This window comes from Streptacidiphilus sp. EB129, from assembly GCF_041262645.1.
In the GTDB taxonomy this organism is placed as follows: Bacteria; Actinomycetota; Actinomycetes; order Streptomycetales; family Streptomycetaceae; genus Streptacidiphilus.
In genome coordinates, this window is sequence record NZ_JBGCCS010000042.1 from 24,354 (window position 1) to 44,022 (window position 19,669).

The 19,669-nt window shown below is 74.2% G+C and carries 13 protein-coding genes; 3 read left to right on the top strand and 10 right to left on the bottom strand.

The window, feature by feature from the left end:
• Positions 1-33: 33 nt before the first annotated feature.
• The 5 genes from ABH925_RS32560 to eccD all read right to left on the bottom strand — a co-directional run bounded on the left by ABH925_RS32560 (position 34) and on the right by eccD (position 4,183).
• Complete coding sequence (locus ABH925_RS32560) at positions 34-465, bottom strand: hypothetical protein (protein WP_370153906.1); 432 nt, start codon at positions 463-465, stop codon at positions 34-36.
• An 11-nt stretch (positions 466-476) separates the two neighbouring features.
• A complete protein-coding gene (locus tag ABH925_RS32565) occupies positions 477-791 on the bottom strand; it encodes a WXG100 family type VII secretion target (protein ID WP_370153908.1) in 315 nt (104 codons plus the stop codon).
• A 57-nt stretch (positions 792-848) separates the two neighbouring features.
• Positions 849-1,205 (bottom strand): WXG100 family type VII secretion target, encoded by a 357-nt coding sequence (locus ABH925_RS32570; protein WP_370153910.1) that lies wholly within the window; start codon positions 1,203-1,205, stop codon positions 849-851.
• 119 nt (positions 1,206-1,324) lie between these two features.
• Positions 1,325-2,803, bottom strand: a complete 1,479-nt coding sequence (eccB, locus tag ABH925_RS32575) for a type VII secretion protein EccB (protein WP_370153912.1) — start codon at positions 2,801-2,803, stop codon at positions 1,325-1,327.
• Positions 2,804-2,806: 3 nt separating this feature from the next.
• Positions 2,807-4,183 carry a type VII secretion integral membrane protein EccD gene (eccD, locus tag ABH925_RS32580; RefSeq protein WP_370153914.1) on the bottom strand — a complete coding sequence of 459 codons (1,377 nt, stop codon included), beginning with the start codon at positions 4,181-4,183 and terminating at the stop codon, positions 2,807-2,809.
• 166 nt (positions 4,184-4,349) lie between these two features.
• On the opposite strand from eccD, the gene eccCa reads away from it, so the two are divergent.
• Positions 4,350-8,324: a type VII secretion protein EccCa gene (gene eccCa, locus ABH925_RS32585; protein ID WP_370153916.1), complete on the top strand. Its 3,975-nt coding sequence runs from the start codon at positions 4,350-4,352 to the stop codon at positions 8,322-8,324.
• A 90-nt stretch (positions 8,325-8,414) separates the two neighbouring features.
• Here eccCa and ABH925_RS32590 read toward each other — a convergent pair whose 3' ends face one another.
• Positions 8,415-8,801, bottom strand: coding sequence for a hypothetical protein (locus ABH925_RS32590; protein WP_370153918.1), 387 nt, complete (start codon positions 8,799-8,801; stop codon positions 8,415-8,417).
• A 75-nt stretch (positions 8,802-8,876) separates the two neighbouring features.
• Positions 8,877-10,088 (bottom strand): type VII secretion-associated serine protease mycosin, encoded by a 1,212-nt coding sequence (gene mycP, locus ABH925_RS32595; RefSeq protein ID WP_370153920.1) that lies wholly within the window; start codon positions 10,086-10,088, stop codon positions 8,877-8,879.
• Positions 10,089-10,391: 303 nt separating this feature from the next.
• Between mycP and ABH925_RS32600 the strand changes: the two genes are divergently transcribed.
• Complete coding sequence (locus tag ABH925_RS32600) at positions 10,392-13,886, top strand: right-handed parallel beta-helix repeat-containing protein (protein ID WP_370153922.1); 3,495 nt, start codon at positions 10,392-10,394, stop codon at positions 13,884-13,886.
• A gap of 7 nt (positions 13,887-13,893) precedes the next feature.
• On the opposite strand, the gene ABH925_RS32605 is transcribed toward ABH925_RS32600, so the two are convergent.
• From ABH925_RS32605 to ABH925_RS32615, 3 genes are all read right to left on the bottom strand, one after another.
• Entirely contained in the window at positions 13,894-14,952 is a 1,059-nt protein-coding gene (locus tag ABH925_RS32605) for a hypothetical protein (protein WP_370153923.1), read from the bottom strand.
• A 43-nt stretch (positions 14,953-14,995) separates the two neighbouring features.
• Positions 14,996-17,251, bottom strand: coding sequence for a hypothetical protein (locus tag ABH925_RS32610; protein WP_370153925.1), 2,256 nt, complete (start codon positions 17,249-17,251; stop codon positions 14,996-14,998).
• A 90-nt stretch (positions 17,252-17,341) separates the two neighbouring features.
• Positions 17,342-17,911: a sigma-70 family RNA polymerase sigma factor gene (locus tag ABH925_RS32615; protein WP_370153927.1), complete on the bottom strand. Its 570-nt coding sequence runs from the start codon at positions 17,909-17,911 to the stop codon at positions 17,342-17,344.
• 324 nt (positions 17,912-18,235) lie between these two features.
• Here ABH925_RS32615 and ABH925_RS32620 point away from each other — a divergent pair, with 324 nt between their 5' ends.
• A complete protein-coding gene (locus ABH925_RS32620; protein ID WP_370153928.1) occupies positions 18,236-19,651 on the top strand; it encodes an AAA family ATPase in 1,416 nt (471 codons plus the stop codon).
• Positions 19,652-19,669: the final 18 nt, after the last annotated feature.

Below are 19,669 nucleotides of genomic sequence, written 5' to 3' on the forward strand. Positions count from 1 at the left end.
CCTCCGGTCAGGTAGTTCGATGCTTCGGCTGGCTCAGACGTTGATGGTCGGCGGGTTCACCACGGGTGCCGGCTGCGCGCCCACCACGCCGGGGAAGTAGGCCTCCAGGTCCGGCCCCACCGCGCTCCACATGTCCTGGGAGGAGGCCTTGGCCAGCGCGTCGGCGTCGGTGTACCTCGCTGCGAAGGCGATCAGGTCGGTGGCGAGCTTGTCCATGCCGTCGGTGAAGGCCTGGATGTTGGTCGCCGCGGTGCTGGCGTAGCCGGTGATGGTGGACTTGAGGCTGTCCGCCTCCGGCATCAGGCCGCGCCCGGCGAAGGTGAGGTTGTTGACGTCCTTGAGCTTCATCTTCGCCTCGGACAGCGAGCCTGCGCCGGTGGCGTCGGCCATCGTCTGCACGGCGGTGGCGAAGGACCTCAGGGCCGACGGTGCTACCGCGATGACCTGCGAGGAGTCGGTTGCCATGATCGGATCCCCTAGCGCATTCCGGCCCAGGCGGCGGCGATCTGCGAGTCCACCGTGCCGTACAGGTCACGGGCCTGACTGACGGTGATGCCGGCGCTCTTCAGCAGGGACTGCATGTCGGCGGCGGCCGCGTTCCACTCCGCCTGGCAGGAGGTGTACATGTCCTTGGCGTCACCGTCCCAGGAGTTGAGCATGGGGCGGATCTGCTGGTCGAGGTCGTCCAGGATGGACGTGAGCTTCTGCGCGGCGATCATCAGATCGTCCATCGCCTGGTCCATGGTGGGGATGTGCGCGTAGAAGCCGCTGCTGCTGTCGCCGGTGGCCATGACTGTCCCTTCGTCTTCGCTGGATGGTGGTGGTGGTGATTCGGGTTGCTGTGCGGGTTACTTGGGGACGACCGGCGTCATGCCGGACAGGGTCCGGCTGAAGTCGCTGGTCAGGCCCATCGCTTCGTACTGCTGCTTGTCGTAGTGGAACTTGGTGTTGGTCAGCTGCGCCTCGATGCGCTCCAGCGAGGCGATGACGTTCACCATGTCCTGGTCCCACTGCTGCATGATGCCGTTGAACGAGCTCGCTGCGTCGCTGGTCCAGCCGCCGCTGAGCGAGGTCACGGCCTCGTTGGTGGCGACCAGGATGGTCTTCACCTCGCCGATCTTCCCGTTGATGACCTGGGCGCCCTGGGCCATGACCGCCGGGTCGCCCCGCTTGACGCTGCCGCCGGTGCTGGTCGCATCCGCCATGTCGCTGCTCCTTCACTCGGTGTACCCCGCCCCTCGGCGGGTGTGGTCCTCTATCCGGTTACACGTACGGACGCGCGTCGGGTTCACCGTCCGCGCGGGACTTTTCGCCGTTGCCGGCGCTACGGCGCGGCGGCCGTGCTCGCCGCCGCCATCGGGAGCGTCTCGCCCGCCGTGGCGGGGTCGAGCACCGGCCCGGTGGGCAGCAGCGCGAGCAGCGTGGTCGGTACCGGCACCGGGTCGACCGCGCCGTAGCCGAGCGTCTTGGCGACGTTCGCCGACGCCAGCGGGTACTTCAGGCCGAGGTCGGTGACCAGGTAGAGGGTGCCGCTGCTGACCCCGGGCGCGGCCAGGGCGACGGCCTCCAGGCCGCCGCCCGGGGGCACCTGGACGTGGTCGGCGACCGGTCCGTCGACCGCTCCGCCGGTCCCGCTGCCGCCGCCGGTCGGTGCGGTGCTCTGCAGCGGGTCGGCCGCACTCTCGGTGGCCACCCGGTAGACCGGGCCCGCGTCGGGCCCGGTGGCCGCGGTGAAGCAGGGGACCTGGGTGCCGCCGGCGGTCGCGCCGACGGCCTGCGGCACCGTCGGCGGGTAGCCGGCCGTGATCGCGGACGTGGCCGAGGGCGGGACCGCGCCGAGCGCGGCGGCGCTGACCGGGATCGGCGCGACCGGGCGGCTGCCGTAGGCGCGGATGGTCGCCGGATCGCCCAGCAGCAGGGCCGCGTCGACCGGGGACAGCGGTGCCAGGCCGTCCCGCAGCAGCACAAACAGGTTGCCGGGGCTGCCGGGGGTGCTGGGGCCGTCCGAGCGGAAGATCTGCCCGACCGTACCCCGGCTGCCGTTCACCACGGGTCCGCTGCTGCCGAGTCCGTCCACCGCGCGCGCCGTCAGGTCCGGTCCGGCCGGCAGTGCGCTGACCCAGGAGGCGCCGACCTGGAACGGCTGCACCGCGTCGTAGCCGAGCGCGGTCCTGGACCCCGCCGGGATCAGCAGCCTTCGGTCGTGCCAGGCCAGGAAGGTGCTGCCGTCCGGGGTGCGGACCAGTAGGGCGCGCCGGTCGTCCAGCACCGTCGGCAGCCGGGCCGGGCCGACCTCAGCGGTGACCACCGGCTGCGGCCGCCCGGCGCTGTCCGGCACCGTGGCCGCGCACACCGACCAGGCGCCCCTGGTCGGTGCGGTCGGCGAGGGCAGCGTCTCCGGCGCGTCCGGAATGCCCACCGGCAGTCCGTGCGGGGCCCCGTCCAGGGCCGAGGAGCTGACCGTCTTCACGGTGGGCGTCGCGGAGTTGAGGATCAGCAGTGCCGAGCTGTAGTTGAGCACGGGGCGCAGCTCGCCGTCGAGGTAGAGGTAGCGGGCCCCGGTCCGCTGGTCCACCAGCAGGGTGTTGGACGCGGTGATGCCGGTGGACGCGGACGGGGAGATCAGTCCGAACAGCGCGGAGCCGACGATGATCAGCATGGTGACCGCGACGCCCACGAAGACCCCGGTGGTGGACCGGCGCATCGGGGTCTCCGGAACGTCCGGCTCGCCCTGGACCAGTCCGGACACCAGCCGTCCGACGGTGAAGAGATGGGCCTGCAGCTGGTCGCGGCGGGTCTGCATCGCTCAGGCCGCCAATCCGTGCGCCCAGCCGAACACGCCGAGCAGACCGGCGGCCATCGGCACCAGGGCGACGGCGGTCAGGATCTCCAGGATCTCCGCGGTCCGCCCCCAGTACGGCAGCATCGGGCGTTCCGGCAGGCTGCGGGACAGTGCGAGCAGCAGCAGTGCGACGGCGAGCACTACCGCCAGGCCGATGCCCAGCCTGCTGTGCGCGGACGCGCCGGCCGCCAGCCGTACGCCCAGGGTGGCCAGCCCGTAGGCGGCGGGCAGCAGCAGGCCGAGCCGCTGCCAGGCGCTGCCCAGCAGCCGGGAGCGCAGCAGCAGCGCCGCGCAGCCGGTGCCCAGCACCACCCGGGCGCCCCAGCCGGCGTCGTGGCCGAGTGCGGTGAGCGCGCCGGCGCAGGCCGCGCCGACGCCGAGGAACAGCGCGGCCTGGAATCCGTCCACGGCGCGGGCCCGGTCGCCGAGTTCGGCGGCCGGCAGCGGGCTGGTGTGCTGCAGCAGCTGCTCGGGGCCGGACGGCAGCGGCGGCACCCGGAGCCCGCCGAGTCGGAACGACAGCATCGGCACCGCCGGATTGAGCGCCAGCGCCACCACCAGCACGCAGGCCCCGGTCTGTGCGCCGCCGATGGTGAAGAACGTCGCCACCAGACCGCCCAGCACCCCGAACAGCGCGGCGGTGCCGGCGCCCAGGTACACCAGGACATGACTGCCGGTCAGCACTGCCGCGAGTACCGCGGTGAGCAGCACCGCCGTGGCCGCGCCCAGTTCGGCCGTGGAGCCGGGCCCGTGGTGCGGGCGCGGGACGATCGCCAGCAGTCCGCCGACGGCCGCGTACGGGAGCGCCGCGCAGCCCAGCAGCAGCGCGGCGGGGGCGTCGTCGTAGGCCCGGCCGAGCGCGCAGGCCGCCAGCAGCAGCAACAGGGCGACCGACCCGGCGGCGACGGCGCGGGGGGCGGACGGGCCGGGCAGCAGCAGCACCGCGACGCCTGCGGCGAGGGCTGCCCCGAGCAGGCCGAGGAACAGCCACCGGGTCAGCGCCGGGGTCCACCGGTCGGCGCGTTCCTTGATCCCGCCGGCCAGACCGGCGACCAGGTCGTCGAAGTCGATGGCCGGCAGGCTCTCCCGGCGCGGCCGGAAGTACAGCCGCTCACCGTCGTGCAGAGCGCAGGCGGCGACCGTGGTCTCCTCGTCCAGCGGTTCCTCGCCGAGGCGCTGCAGTACCCAGCCCTCGTGCTCGGCGCCCTCCTCGGCCAGGTGGGCCCCGGCGTGCTTGAGCAGCGTCGGCAGCAGGTAGGAGATGGGCACGTCCACCGGCACCGCGACGTCGAGCGAGCGGTCGGGGGTCACCAGCACCAGTCGGCACAGATCGTTCGTCATGTCGCGGCGTCCAGGGTCGGCGGTCGGCGGAGGATTTGCGCAGTGCCTTCGATGGCGGTGCGTCCGAAGGCAGTGCACTCGGGTGCACGGCTGAACCGGCCTGCCGGTTCGACCGTGTTTCCCGGTGTCGACGCCTCCCGGTGTCCACCCAGCGAAGGGAGCTGCCGTGACCACCGTGGTCTTTCGCCGGCCGCCGCGTCAGAAGGTTCCGCCGATGCCGCGCGGGGAGCTGACGCTGCAGGAGCCGCCGGTGCTCCCCGAGGCGGGGCGCGGCGGGCTCGGCCAGTCGCTGATGATGCTGCCGATGGCGGCCGGGTCGGGCGCGTCCATGCTGTTCTTCGCGCAACCGGGCAGCAACCACACCATGAGCTACCTGTCGGCGGGCATGATGGCGATGTCCAGCGTCGGTATGGCGGCGGGCAGCATCGGCCGCTCCGGCGGCGACCGCAAGCACAAGCTGCGCGGCGAACGCCGCGACTACATGCGCTACCTGGGCCAGATGCGGCGCCAGGTGCGGGAACTGATCGTGCAGCAGCACGAGTCGCTGCGCTGGAACCACCCGGCGCCCGAGTCGCTGTGGTCGGTGGCGATGAGCCGGCGGCTGTGGGAGCGGCGTACCAACCACCCGGACTTCTGCGAGGTCAGGATCGGCACCGGGCCGCAGCGGCTGGGCACCAGACTGACGCCCCCGCAGACCAAGCCGGTGGAGGACCTGGAACCGCTCTGCGCGGGCGCGCTGCGGCGCTTCCTCAGCAGCTACACCACCGTCCCCGAGGTGCCGATCCCGGTCTACCTGCGGGCCTTCGGGCGGGTGCTGTTCGACGGCGACGAGGCGGTGTCGCGCGGCATGGTCCGGTCGGTGCTGGCGGAGCTGGCGACCTTCCACTCCCCCGACGACCTGCGGATCGCGGTCTGCACCTCGCCGGAGCGGGAGGCCGACTGGGAGTGGGTGAAGTGGCTGCCGCACGCCCAGCACCCGTCCGAGCGGGACGCCTCCGGCAACGTCCGGCTGGTCGCCGGAAGCTTCAGCGAACTGGAGGAACTGCTCGGCGGCGAGGAGTTCCGCGAGCGCCCCCGGTTCGACCCCAAACCCAGCGCCAATCCGGGCGAACCGTATGTGGTGGTGGTGCTGGACGGGGTGCGCATCCCCGACGGCTCGCAGGCCGCGGTCGCCGGGTTCCGCAACACCGTGCTGCTGGACGTCGGCGGCTGCCTGCCGTTCAAGGCGGCCCGCACCGCGCTGCGGCTGCGCACCTCGGCCGCGAAGGTGGAACTGGTCGGCGAGGAACGCACCGGCAAGGACACCTTCAGCACCATCTGCGTCCCCGGCACGCTGAGCGTGGTCCGCTGCACCGCCCTCGCCCAGACCATTGCGCCGTTCCGGCTCGGCGTCACCGCCGAGGCCACCCAGGCGCTGGCCACCGACATCGAGCTCACCGCACTGCTGGGCGTCGGCGACGCCCGCGCGCTGGACCCGGCCGTCACCTGGAAGGCCCGCTCCACCTGGGACCAGCTGCGGGTGCCGATCGGCATCGCCGAGGACGGCACCCCGGTGGAACTGGACATCAAGGAGGCCGCCCGAGGCGGCATGGGCCCGCACGGCATGCTGATCGGGGCCACCGGCTCCGGCAAGAGCGAACTGCTGCGCACTCTGGTGCTGGCGCTGGCGGTGACGCACTCCTCCGAGGTGCTGAACTTCGTCCTGGTCGACTTCAAGGGCGGGGCGACCTTCCTCGGCCTGGACGACCTGCCGCACACCTCCGCCGTGATCACCAACCTGGCCGACGAACTCCCGCTGGTGGACCGGATGCACGACGCCATCACCAGCGAGATGAACCGCCGCCAGGAACTGCTGCGCCGGGCCGGGAACTTCAGCTCCATCCACGACTACGAGAAGGCCCGCGCCGCCGGGGCCCAGCTGGCCCCGCTGCCCACGCTCTACCTGGTGGTCGACGAGTTCAGCGAACTGCTGGCCACCAAACGCGAGTTCATCGACCTGTTCGTGATGATCGGACGGCTCGGCCGCAGCCTGGGCATCCATCTGCTGCTCGCCTCGCAGCGGGTGGACGAGGGCCGGATGCACGTGCTGGAGTCGCACCTGTCCTACCGGATCGGGCTGCGCACCTTCTCCGCCGGGGAGAGCCGCAGCGTGCTGGGCGTCGCCGACGCCTACGAGCTGCCGTCCGCACCCGGCAACGGCTACCTCAAGACCGGCACCTCCAACCTGACCCGCTTCAAGGCCGCCTACGTCTCCGGCCCCTACCAGCAGACCGAACCGGTACGGCGGGCGGCCGTGATCCAGCAGCAGATCGTGCCGTACTCGGTCGGTTTCCTGGCGCCGCCCGCCGAGCAGCCGGAGACCGAGGAGGAGGCCAGGGAGCGGGAGGAACTGGAGGCGGCCCGCGAGGAGAGCGGCGAGACCCTGATGGAGGTGCTGATCGACCGCCTCCGGGACCAGGGGCCGCCGCCGCACCAGGTCTGGCTGCCGCCGCTGTCCGCGCCGCCGCTGCTGGACGAGATCCTGCCGCCGCTGTCCGACGACGCCGAGTACGGGCTGCAGTGCGCCGACGCGCCCTCGCGCGGACGGCTGACCGTGCCGCTGGGCGTGGTCGACCGGCCCGCCGACCAGCGCCGCGACCTGCTGATGGCCGACCTGTCCGGCGGGGCCGGACACGTCGGGGTGGCCGGGGCCTCGCAGTCCGGCAAGAGCACCCTGCTGCGCACCCTGATCCTGTCGCTGTCGCTGCTGCACACCCCGCGCGAAGCGCAGTTCTACTGCCTGGACTTCGGCGGCGGCACGCTCTCCTCACTGCGCGGACTGCCGCACGTCGGCGGCGTCGCCAGTCGGATGGAACCGGAGAAGGTCACCCGCACCATCGCCGAGATGGTCGGCCTGCTCGCCTCCCGCGAGGAACTGTTCCGCCGCCACGAGGTCGAGTCCATGGCCGCCTACCGCGAACTGCGCCGGGCCGGCGGCTTCGCCGAGGACCCGTACGGTGACGTGTTCCTGGTCATCGACGGCTGGTTCACCCTGCACCAGGACTACGAGTCGCTGGAGGGCGCCATCCAGGAGCTCGCCGCGCGCGGGCTGACCTACGGCATCCACCTGGTCGTCTCCGGGGTGCGCTGGACCGAGATCCGGCCCTGGCTGCGGGACCAGCTCGGCACCAAGTTCGAGCTGCGGCTGCCCGACCACATCGACTCCGAGGTCAGCCCCCGGCTGGCGGCACTGGTGCCGGAGGTACCGGGCCGCGGCATCACCCGTGACTCCATGCACTTCCTCGGCGCGCTCCCCCGGATCGACGGCAAGCCCACCTCGGAGGGGCTGGCCGAGGCGGTCCGCGACCTGGTCGACGAGATCGCCACCGCGTGGACCGGGGCCGGGGCACCCGCCGTCCGGCTGCTGCCCACACTGCTCCCGGTCGACCGGCTCCCGCCCGCGGACGGCGACCTGCGGGTCCCGATCGGCCTGGACGAGATCCAGCTGCACACCGTGTGGCACGACTTCGAGCAGCACCCGCACCTGATGGTGTTCGGGGACACCGAGACCGGCAAGACCAATCTGCTCCGGCTGGTCGCACACGCCGTCGCCGGCCGCTACAACCCGGACCAGGCCCGGGTGATGCTCGCCGACACCCGCCGCGACCTGCACGACGTCGTCCCGGCCGAGCACCAGCTCGGATACGCGGTGTCCAGCGGCGCACTGTCCACCAACATCAAGGAAGCGCTGTCGATCCTGCGCGGGCGCGTACCGGGGCCCGACATCGACCCGTCCCGGCTGCGGCTGCGGGACTGGTGGATCGGCCCGATCCTCTACGTCCTGGTCGACGACTACGACCTGCTGTCCTCGCCGATGGACAGCCCGCTGGCCCCGCTGATGGACCTGCTGGCCCAGGGCAACGAGATCGGCCTGCACCTGGTGGTGGCCCGCTCCAGCGCCGGCGCCGGCCGCTCCATGGGCGACCCGGTGATGCGCCGCCTGTGGGACCTCGGCACCCCCGGCCTGATGCTGTCCACCCCGAGGGAGGAGGGCCCGTTCCTCGGCTCGGCGATGCCGAAGAAGCTCCCGGTCGGCCGCGCCCAACTGGTCACCCGCCGCGGCGCGGTGCTGGTCCAGACCCCGGTGGCCGACCGGGCCTGATCGCTCCTGCACCTACGGCGACGGCCGGGTCCCCCTTCCAGGAGGGGGACCCGGCCGTCGCCGTAGGTGCAGGAGCGGTGGGTGGGCGGGCTACCAGGTGTAGTAGTAGTAGTTGTCCGTGGTCCCCTCGGCGCCGATGCCGATGCCGGAAACGCTGCCGTTGTACCAGACCTCGCCGAGGTCGATGGGCTTCGGCGAGCCGGGGTAGATGCCGTACACGTCGATCGGCTCCCAGGAGTCGCCCCCCATCCACCCGTACCAGCAGTCGCCCGGGTTGACCACGGTGGTCGAGAATCCGCCCCGGTAGGGGAACGTCGCGTACGCCGCGTACTTGCCCTGTGCGCAGACCTGCACAAAACCGTTGCTGATGGTCGAGGCCGAGGCCGGACCGGCGGCCACGCCGACCGCCACCGCACTCAGCGCGGCCGTGGCGGCGACGGTCGCGAGCACACGCCTGCCGGATCGAATCGAGATCATGTGAGGAACCCTTCTGACCCGCACCTCCCGCCGAGGTGCGCTCATTCGGGTACACGGTCAATCGTCCGCAGGCGTTCAGTCGGTGTCGGGGGCGGGTCGTCCGGCCGGGCGCCAGCCGCGGCGACGGGCCCTGGGCAGGACGGCGGCGACCGCGAGGACGGCAGCGGCGGCGGTGAGGCCGGCTGCGGCGAGCAGCAGGACCGGGGTGTCGGAGCCGGCCGCGGCGGGCGCGGCGGCGAGGTGCAGCGGGGCCGGGTGCGAAGCGGCCGGGGCCGGGCCGCCGGCCTCCTCGGGCAGGACGGCGGCGACGGCGTTGTAGGGGTTGACGGTGCCCCAGCCGAGTTCCGGGTCCGGCAGGCTGCTGCCGGGGTGGTCGGCGGTGGCCTCCAGCCGGTGCACCACCTGGGCGGCCGTCAGGCCCGGGTGGTAGGCGCGGACCAGCGCCGCCGCGCCGGTGACGAACGCCGTGGCGAAGCTGGTGCCCTGGTCCAGGGCGAGCCCGGGGCCGCCGGTGCCGAGGCTGAGGATGTTGGTGCCCGGCGCGACCAGGCCGACGAAGGACCCGCTCTCGGAGAAGTCGGAGCGTTTGCCGGTGTCGTCGACCGCGCCCACGGCGAGCACTCCGGGGTAGGCGGCGGGGTACGTCACCGGGTTGCCCTGCAGCGCGGAGTTGGAGGCCGCCGCGACGATCAGCACGTCCCGGCTCAGCGCGTAGGCGACCGCGTCCCGCAGCGCCGGGCTGGGTGCGTCCGCCGCGACCGAGACATTGACCACCCGGGCGCCGTCGTTGACGGCCAGGTCGATGGCGCGGGCGAGGCTGGCCGAGGAGCCGTCCCGGCCGTCGGTGGTCTGCCGGATCGGCAGGATCACCACACCGGGTGCGATCCCGACGAAGCCGATGCCGGGGGCGGGCTGGGCGGCGATGATCCCGGCCACGAAGGTGCCGTGGCCCTCGCAGTCGCTGTCGCCGCGCCCGGTCCCGGCCGAGTTCACCGTGTCCGAGCCGCGCAGCACATGCCCGGCGAGTTGCGGCACTCCGGCGTCGACCCCGGTGTCCACGACTGCGACGACCACGCCCGTGCCCCGGGTCAGCGTCCAGGCCCGCTGCGGGTCCAGCCGGATCTGCTGGGACGGCACGGCGCGGACGACGGTCGTGGCGGGGACCGCGCAGTCGGCTGCGGCGGCCGGGGCGGCGGGGAGGGCGAGGGGTGTCAGCGCTCCCAGGCCGAGCAGGACGGCGCAGGCGATCGCCCGCCGGGTGGCACGGGCCGGTTGACGGTTCGTCACGGGTGTCTCCTGGTCGGGGCGTGCGCGGTGCGGTGGCGATCGCGGTGCGGTGGCGTTGGCGGTGCGGTGGGCGTTCGCGGTGCGGTGGGCGTTGGCGGCGCGGTGGGCGTTGGCGGCGCGGTGGCGTTGGCGGTGCGGTGGGCGTTCGCGGGCCGAGGGCGTGCGCAGGACGGGGCCGCTACCCGGTCCCACGTCCGCCGGTCCGGACGGGTTCAGCGCCGGGTCGAACCGATCCGGCCCGGCGCTCGTGCACCGCAGTGGGGCGGTAGCCCCGCACGACAGTGGAACAAGCAGAGGTGACGCATGGTGTCCGTACCTTCCGCGCCGCACCGAGCCGCGGGCGGTCCCGCACGCCAGGTCCTCACCGTGTCGCCGTCCGGGGCCGGCGGGTCCGGGGTGCACCGGAGCATCGGTGCGGCCCTGGCCGTCGCCCGGGAGGGCGCGATCATCACCGTGGGGGCCGGGCACTACTCCGAGCGGCTGGAGATCACGATCCCGGTGACCCTGCGGCGTGAGCCGGACGGCGAGGGCGTGACCGTGAACGCCCCCGGCGGCAGCGCGGTGCGGCTGACCGCCGAGGCCGCCACCCTGTGCGGGCTGACCCTGGTGAGCAGCGACCCGGAGGCCCCGACCGTGGACGCCGCCACCGGGCGGCTCACCCTGGAGGAGTGCGAGCTGCGGGCCGACGCCTGGGGCGCCGTGCTGGTGCGCGCGGGGGCGGCGGCGGTGCTGCGGGACTGCCTCATCAGCAACCCGGGCGGGGCCGGGATCGTCGCGGCCGGCGGCGAGGCACTGGCCGAGGGCTGTGTGATCGAACGGATCGGCTCCTCGGCGCTGGTGATCTCGGACGCCGCCAACCCCGTGGTGCGGGGCTGCACGGTGCGGGAGGTGGCGGGCAACGCGGTGTGCGCGGCGGACCGGGCCCGCGGACTGATCGAGAGCTGCGACATCTCCCGGATCGAGGGGCCCGCGCTGGCCTTCGAGTCGGAGAGCACCACGACGGTGCGGTCCTGCCGGGTGCACGACGTGGCGGACACCGCCGTGCACATCGCGTCCAGGGCCCGGCCGACGCTGGAGGACTGCGAGTTCAGCGATGTCGGCGGCCACGGCGTGAGCGTCACCGACCACGCCGATCCGATCCTGCGCCGCTGCACGGTGCGCCGCACCCGGGGCCATGCGCTGAGTGTCACCGCGGGCGGCCGGGGCCGCTACGAGGACTGCACGATCAGCGAGATCCACGCACCGGCGGTGTGGGTCGGCGGCGACTGCGACCCGGTGCTGACCGGCGGGGTGATCAGCGACTGCGCCGATGTGGGCCTGGTGCTGGGCGACGGCGCGGCCGGCAGCTTCGAGGGCCTGGAGATCCGTGACATGCGCAGTCACGGCATCGGCATCCGGGGCGGGGCCAACCCGCTGCTGCGGCGGATCACGGTGCACGGCTGCCAGGGCCACGGGGTGGTGGCGCTGGAGAACGGCCGGGGCCGGATCGAGGACTCGGAGATCAGCGACACCCGCTTCGCGGCCGTGGCGACGTCCGACGGCGGCAATCCGATGGTGCAGTCGACCCGGCTGCTGGGCAGTTCCGACGCGGGCGTGCTGGTCGGGGCGGGCGGCCTGGGGGTGTTCCGGGACTGCGAGATCCGCGGCGCGGCCCTGCACGGCGTGGCGGTCGAGGACGGCGGCGACGTCTCGCTGACCCGGACCAGGGTGGACGACTGCGGCGGCGACGGGGTGCACCTGGCCGGTGCGGCCCGCGGCTCGCTGACCGACTGCACCCTGGAGGCCAACCAGGGTGACGGACTGGCGCTCCACAGCACCGAACCGGTTTCGGTCCGCGGTTGCGCGGTGCGCGGCAACACGGGTTCGGGGATCCGGCAGCAGGTCCCCAACCAGCGGTTGACCGTGTCGGACCTCACCAGCGAGCGCAACGGCCGCCCCGACGCCTACGGGACGCTGGGCGCAGCCGCGCCGCCCGCCCCGGGCCGGTCCCGGGGGCCGCGGCCGGAGCGGACCGGGGAGCACGAAGGACCGGCCCGGCCCGGGGACAGGCCGGGGGACGGCGGCCGGCCCGGACCGGACCCTGCCGGGCCGCCCGGACGGCACGAGCCTGCGGCATCCCCGGAGCCGCCGCTCCCCGAGGAGAAGTCCCTCGCCGAACTGCTGCGCGAGCTGGACGGACTGGTCGGCCTGACCGGGGTGAAGCAGGAGGTCGCCTCGCTGGTGAGTCTGAACCAGCTGGCGCAGCGCCGCGCCGCCGCCGGGCTCCCGATGCCGCCGATGAGCCGCCATCTGGTCTTCGCCGGGCCGCCCGGCACCGGCAAGACCACCCTGGCCCGCCTCTACGGGCAGATCCTGCGCGCGCTGGGGGTGCTCAGGCTCGGCCATGTGGTGGAGGTGGCCCGGGCCGACCTGGTGGCGCAGATCATCGGCGGCACCGCCATGAAGACCACCGACGTCTTCGACTCGGCCCGCGGCGGGGTGCTGTTCGTGGACGAGGCCTACACCCTCAGCGCCAAGGAGGGCGGCGGGCCGGACTTCGGCCGGGAGGCGATCGACACCCTGGTCAAGCTGATGGAGGACCACCGCGACGACGTGGTGGTGATCGCGGCCGGCTACTCGCACGAGATGCGCGGCTTCCTGGCCGCCAACCCGGGTCTGTCCTCGCGGTTCACCCGCACCATCGAGTTCGACGACTACCGCAACGAGGAACTGGTCACCATCGTCGAGCGCGACTGCGCCCGGCACGAGTACGTCCTGGACGCCGCCACCAAGGTCGCGCTGACCGGCTACTTCGAGCGCATCCCCCGGGACGGCAACTTCGGCAACGGCCGTACCGCCCGCCGGGTGTTCGAGGAGATGGTGGGCCGCCAGGCGGAGCGGCTCGGCGGGCTGCCGGACGCGGCCGACGCCGACCTGGTCCGGCTGCTGCCCGAGGACCTGGGGCCGGGGGCGGCCGCCGGGGTGAGCACCTCCGCCCGCACCGCCGACGCCCCCGGCGTGGAGGACCTGCGGGCCCAGCTGTCCGCGATGGTCGGCCTGGCCGAGGTCAAACGCGAGGTCAACGACCTGGTGAACCTGATCGCGGTGGCCCGGCAGCGGGAACGGGCCGGGCTGCCGGTCCCGCCGCTGTCCCGGCACCTGGTGTTCTCCGGCGCGCCCGGCACCGGCAAGACCACGGTGGCCCGGCTCTACGGCCAACTGCTCACCGCGCTCGGCGTGCTGGCCCGGGGCCAGCTGGTCGAGGTGGCCCGGGCCGACCTGGTCGGCGAGTTCGTCGGTCAGACCGCACAGCGGACCAGGGACGCCTTCGACCGGGCCAGAGGCGGGGTGCTGTTCATCGACGAGGCCTACACCCTCGCCCCGCAGGGCGCCTCCGGCAGCGACTTCGGCCGCGAGGCCGTCGACACCCTGGTGAAGCTGATGGAGGACCACCGCGACGAGGTGGTGGTGATCGCCGCCGGGTACGCGGAGGAGATGGACGGCTTCGTGGCCGCCAACCCCGGCCTGGCGTCCCGCTTCTCGCACCGGGTGGAGTTCGAGAACTACACCCCCGAGCAGCTGCTGACCATCCTGGCCCAGCACGCGTCGCGGTCCGGCTACGAGCCCTCCGAGACGGCGGGGCAGGCCCTGCTGCGGCACTTCGCGGCAGTGCCGCGCGGTCGCACCTTCGGCAACGGCCGCTACGCCCGGCAGGTGCTGGACGGCATGATCACCCGTCAGGCCGGGCGGCTGGCCGGGATCACCGCCAGCCGGGACGACCTGCGGCTTCTGCTCCCCGAGGACCTCGGCCCGAGGTGACCGACGGTCACGCGCGTTCGGAGGTCCAGGCGGGGTCCGGGTCGGCGGCGTCCGGGGGCGCCAGCAGGAAGGCGGAGGCGCGGAGCACCGTCTCGTCGTCCGGCTGCGGCGGGACGAAGCCGAGGAGCCGGACATGGGCCAGCAGTTCCGGGTCCGGCTCCAGGCCGTGCCGTTCCAGGAAGTAGCCGACCGCCTCTGTCCAGATCCATTCGCCGTCGGTGAGGAACCCCAGCGGCACGCTCTCGCCGGCGGCAGGGTCCAGCGGGTCGGCCATCCGGGCGGTGGTGCTCAGGACCGGACGCCCCGAGGCGAGGTAGGCCAGCAGCCGGCTGCTCAGCTCGGCGTCGACGATGTGCGGGTGGTCCCCGGCGAAGCCGGGGCCGGTCTCCGGGTCCACCCGGTCGAACACCCGCGCCAGCATGAACTCGGGTCCGGTGGAGCCCCCGTCGGCCCAGAGCAGCAGGGCCGCGTCCAGCGCCCGGCGCTGGTACCGGCCCGGTTCGGCGTCCACGGCGAACGCCTCGACGTCCACCAGGTCCGCCAGGGCGGGGTGCTCCTGCCGCAGCGCGCGGTGCAGTGCGGCGGCGACGGCGGGGGCTTCCGCCTCGGACCCGACCTGCACCAGATAGACCCGGACGTCCGGCTCCGCGCCGAAGCCGTCGCCCCGCCAGCAGCGCCACAGCCCCACCGCGCGCCCTGCGGCGGCCTCGGCGACACGGACGGCGGTGAGGTCGCAGGCGTCCTCGCCGGACGGACCGCCGCCCGGGCGGAGTGCGCTGAAGCCGTGTGCGGGTTCGGGAAGTTCGGCGACGATCCACGGCTGGTCGTCACCGTCTCCGCCTTCCCCGCCGTCCTCGCCTTCCCCGCCGGCCTCGCGCGATTGGGTGAGCACCCGCTCCCACTCGTCCTCCGTGACCGGGAACTGGCCCGTCGCCAGCACCGCCGCCAGCATGGCCGCTGCTCGCGGCGGACTTTCGGCCAGCGCGATCCGCATCTCGGCGAGCACCGCCTCCGGAAGTCGGCCGGCCAGGGACAGCAGCAGCCGATGACACGTCAGCTCGGTCATGTCGGGCGAACCTCTCGGCGAAGACGACGGGCTGGGCGGACTCTTACGAGGGCGGTGGCGCGGCGACGGAGAGGTACGGGCGGCCCCGGCCGTCGAGACCGATCGGAAAACGATGCCGTGGCAGCGGCGCGGGGCGCTGTGCGGCCTGCTTGGCCCGGACCGGACGGCCGCGCCCGGTCGGCGCGGCCTCGGGGACGGCGGAGACCGCGGCCCGCAGGCGTTCCAGGATGCGGGCGTCCGCCCCGTCATCGCGGCCGCGCTCCCGCAGGTGGACGACGACTGCGCCGCCCTCCCCGGCGGCCGGGTCGGCCGCCAGCACGGTGAACCGGGTTCCGGTCGCGAACACCAGTTCCTCGACACCGCGGCCGGTGTCCAACCAGGCCGTGCGGCGCGCCGACTGCGACCACACCGCGAACAGCACGGCCTCGGACTCGCCGGACCCGTCCGGAGTTCCGGGATCGTCGGCCTCGCCCGGCAGCGGCACCGCGCAGACGAACCCCGGTTCGACCAGTTCCCGGCCTGTCCGGTACTCGGCCAGCGCGGTCGGCGCCAGACTCGCCCGGCGGAAGACCGCTCCCCGGAAAGCGGGCAGCACCCGAAGTCCGGACACCAGGCAGGCGGTCTGGGCCCGCACCGGCTCCGGGTCCGTACCGCGCAGCGCCGTGTCCAGGTCGGCGGGCTCACCGCAGAGGTACGCCCGGAGCGCGGCCAGGTCCTCGGCCTCGTGCGAGGACGCACCGCGCAGCGCGGGCCGCTGCGCGAGGAGCCGCGCGACCGCGATCACATGCTTCTCGTGCCGGGTGCCGGCCGACTCCCGGTAGCGCTGGCGCTCCTCGGGACTGCTGTCGTGGTCGCGCTCCACCAGCAGCACCGCCCGCGCGGCGGCCGGCACCGGCGCCTGCGGCCCGGCCGGCTCTGGCGCGGGCTGCTCTGGCGCGGGCTCGGTCGGCGCAGGCACCTGCGGCTTGGCCTGCTCCGTCGCGGGCTCGGTCGGCTCGGCGAGCTCGGTTGGCTCGGTCGGCGCAGTCGGCTCGGTCGGCGCAGTCGGCTCGGTCGGCTGAGGTGGCGTCACCGGCAGCCGGTGAACCGTCGTGGCCTGCCGCTGCACCGGGAACATCGACGGAAGGACGGCCGGGGGGCCGGTCCGGGTCGGGTGCTCCGGCACACCGGGTGCCGTCGCGGACTGTTCCCGGTCCGGCACGACCGCCGGCGCGGGTCCCGCGGACAGGGTCAGCGTCGGCCCCAGGGCCAGCGCCGCGGCATGCGGCGTGAACCGGTACCAGCAACCGTCCGGGCCTCTGGCCGCCGCCGCCGAGCGCAGGCACGCGGGCCCCTCCGGGTGCACCTCGGAGTCCGGCGCGGTGATCTCCGCCCCGTAGCGGTCGGCCAGCGCCTGCAGCCCCTCGCCCTGCCCGGCCGCGGCCGCGTGCGGCCAGAGCAGCCGGAGCCGCAGCGGTGCGGCCCGGTGCAGCGCGCCGAGCAGCTCGCCCAGCGCGGCCCGCATCGCCGCGTCGCGGCCGTTGGACCGCACCAGGACGGTAAGCCGCTCGGGGTCGGGGCGCACCAGGCCGGCCACCCGGACGAACGCGGCGACCTCGTCGGCGTGCTCGTCCGCACCGTGCAGCACCAGGCCCCCGGCCACCCGTCGGACGTGGATGTCCGGTATGCCGGGGATCCGGCCGGTGCCGACGTGGCGCCGGACCAGGGCCTGCTCCCAGGGCGGGCAGGGGTGCAGGGCCCCACAGGGCTCGGCGGGGCGGCCGGGCCGGTAGCGGTGCCACTGCCAGAACGCCTGCGGGTGTCCGGGGTGGAAGCCGGTGGCCACGGCCAGCCCGTTCGGGGTGATCAGGACCCGCCCCGCGGGCGCGACCAGGTCGAGTTCGTGGCGCTCGGCGAGTCCCTGCCCGAGCGCGGCGTCCACCAGCGGGAGCACCAGCCGCAGGCCGCGCGGCCCCTGCGGGGTGAGCAGCGCCAACGCGGACTCGACCACGGCGACGACCTCGTCGTCCGGCCGGTCCGCCTCCACCACCAGGGTGAGCCGTGCCGGGTCGGCGGCGACCAGGTCGGCGGCCGCCCCGCCGGCCCGGTCCTCCGGCTTCCGGGTGAGCCGCAGTCCGGACTGGACCCGCGTCGCGGTCCAGCCGCCGCCCAGCTCCGGGAGTCCGGCCCGCAACAGCGGCTGCCACCAGACCAGGTAGCGAAGGTTCGAGGATCCGGTCGCGGGCGACGGCGCGGGGGCGGCTGCCGGGACGGGAGGCTGTGCGCCTGTCCCGGCCCGCTCGGCCTGTTCGCTGTTCATCCCTGACTCCTTGCCTGGACCTGCCGTCGCCCTGCCCGTCGTACCGCGCCCTGCCCCTGGTGCACAACACGCGCGGGGCAGCCGTTCGGTTCAGCAGTCGAGGTGCCCGCGCAGGGCGCGAAGCGCGTAGTAGCTACGGGACTTGACGGTGCCCTCGGGAACACCGAGCCGCTCCGCGGCCTCGGCGACCGAACTGCCCCGGTAGTACAGCTCCAGCAGCACCGCCCGGTGGGCGGACGACAGTTCGGCCAGCGCCTGCCGGAACGCCTGTGCGGCCTCCAGTCGTTCGAAGCCGTCCTCCAGCGCCCCGCGCCACTCCAGGTCCGCGTCGTCGACCTCCTGCGGGCGCAACGCCTGGGCGCGTACGGCGTCGATGACGATGCGTCGGGCGACCGTGAACAACCAGGGGCGGATCGAGGCATGCGGACTGTGCAGCGCCTCGGGGTGCCGCCAGAGCCGCAGGAACGCCTCCTGGACGACGTCCTCGGCGCGCTGCCGGTCGCGTGTGAGCGAGGTGGCGAAGCGCAGCAGCGCAGTCCCGTGCGCGGTGTAGACCTCGCGCATCGACCGCTCGTCCAGGCGCTCCGGTGCGGCCACGACCGGGACCGCAGCGGTGACCGCGAGGGGAACCGGGCGGAAGAGGGTGAGTGTCTGGCTCACGATGTCACCGTCCTTCACGAGGAGCGTCGGTGTACATGACCGTAGGGAGGCGTTCCGGGCCCCGGAAGCCTGATCGGGGCCCTGCCCGTCGAACGGAAGCTGCGGTGCGGCACACGGACGAGCGATCTGCGGCGAGCGGGCGAACGCGGGCGACAAGCGGTCGGAATGCCACCGCCGAACGGTTCGGCGGCGGCGGGGAAGCCGTCCGGGGCGGCGGCCGGGGCGGATTGAACCTCCGGGCTCCTCCGGCCGTGCTCCCTGGGGGACCACCCCCGACGCCGGCCGTGTCCGGCGGTCCGGGCGGCAGCCGAGAGGAGCACAGGGATGGCGGACGGAGCGGGTGGCGGCACCCTCATCCAGCAGATCCGGTCGGGTGCGGGCGCCGCCCCGGAACCCGACCCGGTCCCGGACGCCTGGCCCGCCGAGGAGCCCGACGGCTGGATCGGCGGCCCGGCAGCGGACGGAGCGGCATCACCCGACATCCTCGGCACCGTCTTCGCGCCACCCCGGCCGCCCGCCGCCGGCCCGCCCCTCCCCGTCCCGACCGCCGTGCCCACCCCGCCCGCACCTACCTGTGCCACCCCGGCAGTCCAACCCGCGCCGGGCCAACCAGCACCGGGCCAACCCGCCCCCGCGCTACCCGGCTGGGCTCGGCCCATCCCGGCCCTGCCCGTCCCGGTCGCCCAACTCTCGCCATCCGCCCGGCCGGACGGCCCCGCTCCGGGGTCCGCCGCCGAAGCCCCCGGTGCGCAGCAGCCGCCCGCCCCGGCATCCACTCCGTCGCCTGCTCCGGCGCCGGGGCTGGACCCGTCCCCCGGTGCCCCGACCCCGCTGGGCCACGCCGCCTCCGTCGAGCTCAGCTCGGACCGGCTGCTCCGCAAGCCCCCGCGACGCACCCGGCTGGCCCACCGGATCCGCTCCGGCCGCGCCCCGGCGCAGCCGGGGCTCGGTTTCCCGCAGGTCCCGCTGACGCAGTGCTACCGGGTCGCGGTGGTCAGCCTGAAAGGCGGCGTCGGCAAGACCACCACCACCATGGCGCTGGGGGAGGTCTTCGCCTCGGCCCGCAACGACAAGGCCATCGCGATCGACGCCAACCCGGACGCGGGCACTCTGGGCCGCCGGGTGCACCAGCAGACCACCGCGACGATCCGCGACCTGGTCGCCGCGATCCCCGAGATCAACGGCTACCTGGACGTGCGCCGGTTCACCTCGCAGACGGCGGGGCGGCTGGAGATCCTCGCCAACGACGTGGATCCGGCGGTGGCCACCACCTTCGACGACCTGCACTACCGGCAGGTGATCGAACTGCTGCAGCTGCACTACCCGCTGGTGCTGACCGACTCCGGCACCGGTCTGCTGCACAGCGCCATGCGCGGCGTGCTGGATCTGGCCGACCAGCTTCTGATCGCGGCCACCCCCAGCGTGGACGGTGCGGCGAGCGCCAGCACCACCATGGACTGGCTGCGGGCGCACGGCTACCAGGACCTGGTGGACCGCAGCATCACGGTGATCTCCGAGGTCCGCGAGACCGGTCGCCGGGTGCGGACCCAGGACCTGGTGGAGCACTTCCAGACCCGCTGCCGCGGCGTGGTCTCGGTCCCCTTCGACGAGCACCTGGCGGCCGGCGCCGAGATCGACCCGGCCAGGCTCCGGCCGCGGACCCGGGCCGCGTACCTGCAGCTGGCCGAGCTGGTCGCCGAGGACATCCAGCGGGTGCGGCGGCAGGTCCCGCCGAGCTGACCGACCCGGCGTCAGCAC

Coding starts and splice junctions, on each gene's coding strand:
- eccD (WP_370153914.1), bottom strand. CDS start 4,183: ATGACGAACGATCTGTGCCGACTGGTGCTGGTGACCCCCGACCGCTCG.
- ABH925_RS32610 (WP_370153925.1), bottom strand. CDS start 17,251: ATGAACAGCGAACAGGCCGAGCGGGCCGGGACAGGCGCACAGCCTCCC.
- ABH925_RS32570 (WP_370153910.1), bottom strand. CDS start 1,205: ATGGCGGATGCGACCAGCACCGGCGGCAGCGTCAAGCGGGGCGACCCG.
- ABH925_RS32600 (WP_370153922.1), top strand. CDS start 10,392: ATGGTGTCCGTACCTTCCGCGCCGCACCGAGCCGCGGGCGGTCCCGCA.
- ABH925_RS32605 (WP_370153923.1), bottom strand. CDS start 14,952: ATGACCGAGCTGACGTGTCATCGGCTGCTGCTGTCCCTGGCCGGCCGA.
- ABH925_RS32560 (WP_370153906.1), bottom strand. CDS start 465: ATGGCAACCGACTCCTCGCAGGTCATCGCGGTAGCACCGTCGGCCCTG.
- eccB (WP_370153912.1), bottom strand. CDS start 2,803: ATGCAGACCCGCCGCGACCAGCTGCAGGCCCATCTCTTCACCGTCGGA.
- ABH925_RS32620 (WP_370153928.1), top strand. CDS start 18,236: ATGGCGGACGGAGCGGGTGGCGGCACCCTCATCCAGCAGATCCGGTCG.
- ABH925_RS32590 (WP_370153918.1), bottom strand. CDS start 8,801: ATGATCTCGATTCGATCCGGCAGGCGTGTGCTCGCGACCGTCGCCGCC.
- ABH925_RS32565 (WP_370153908.1), bottom strand. CDS start 791: ATGGCCACCGGCGACAGCAGCAGCGGCTTCTACGCGCACATCCCCACC.